At 65.9% G+C, this 583-nt stretch carries 1 protein-coding gene and 1 pseudogene; one reads left to right on the top strand and one right to left on the bottom strand.

From position 1 onward, the window contains the following. A partial coding sequence (locus ACFQS7_RS31030; RefSeq protein ID WP_380070999.1) for a transposase occupies window positions 1-335 on the bottom strand: 335 nt, incomplete at its 3' end. Between the two features lie 74 nt (window positions 336-409). On the opposite strand from ACFQS7_RS31030, the pseudogene ACFQS7_RS31025 reads away from it, so the two are divergent. After that, a pseudogene (locus ACFQS7_RS31025) lies at window positions 410-541 on the top strand (transposase domain-containing protein); the annotation flags it as partial. Between the last annotated feature and the right edge of the window lie 42 nt (window positions 542-583).

Here is a 583-nt window from a genome sequence, read left to right as displayed (position 1 = left end):
TTGATCGGGGTCGTCCGCACGTTCGGCCGGGTAACCGCCTCGCAGATCGCAGCCGCATCGGCTGCATCGTTCTTTTGGCGCACGACGTACGGCTTGACGTAGGACGGCGGGATCAGGCGCACATCGTGGCCGAGTTCACGTAACTCCCGGCCCCAGTAGTGGGCGGTTGCACACGCCTCCATGCCGACCAGACACGGCGGCAGCGCGGCGAAGAACGCACGCAGCTCATCGCGGCGCAGCTTGCGCTGCAGCACCTTCCGGCCCTGCGCGTCGGCGCCGTGGACCTGCAGGACGCGCTTGCCAATATCGAGCCCGATTGTGGTGATCTCAACCATGGGTAGCCTCCCTCCTGCCGGCCGGGTTCGACGGCCGCCTTGGCATTGTGGTGCCGGGAGCGGAGGCCATCCACCGCATCAAGCTGAACGGCGTCAATCCGCAGCTCTACCTCACCGACCTGTTGACCCGCCTGGTCAACGGCTGGCCCAACAGCCGGATCGATGAGCTGATGCCTTGGCACTGGGCACCCGCGAAAAACGCCTGATCATCAAACGCGGGCAGGAAGGGTCCCGAAGCTGCGCTTACG

Origin of the sequence: Dankookia sp. GCM10030260, from assembly GCF_042666655.1 — a bacterium.
Taxonomy (GTDB): domain Bacteria; phylum Pseudomonadota; class Alphaproteobacteria; order Acetobacterales; family Acetobacteraceae; genus Paracraurococcus.
The sequence above is the reverse complement of the archived record's forward strand: the minus strand, read 5'-3'. Positions and strand labels throughout refer to the sequence as shown.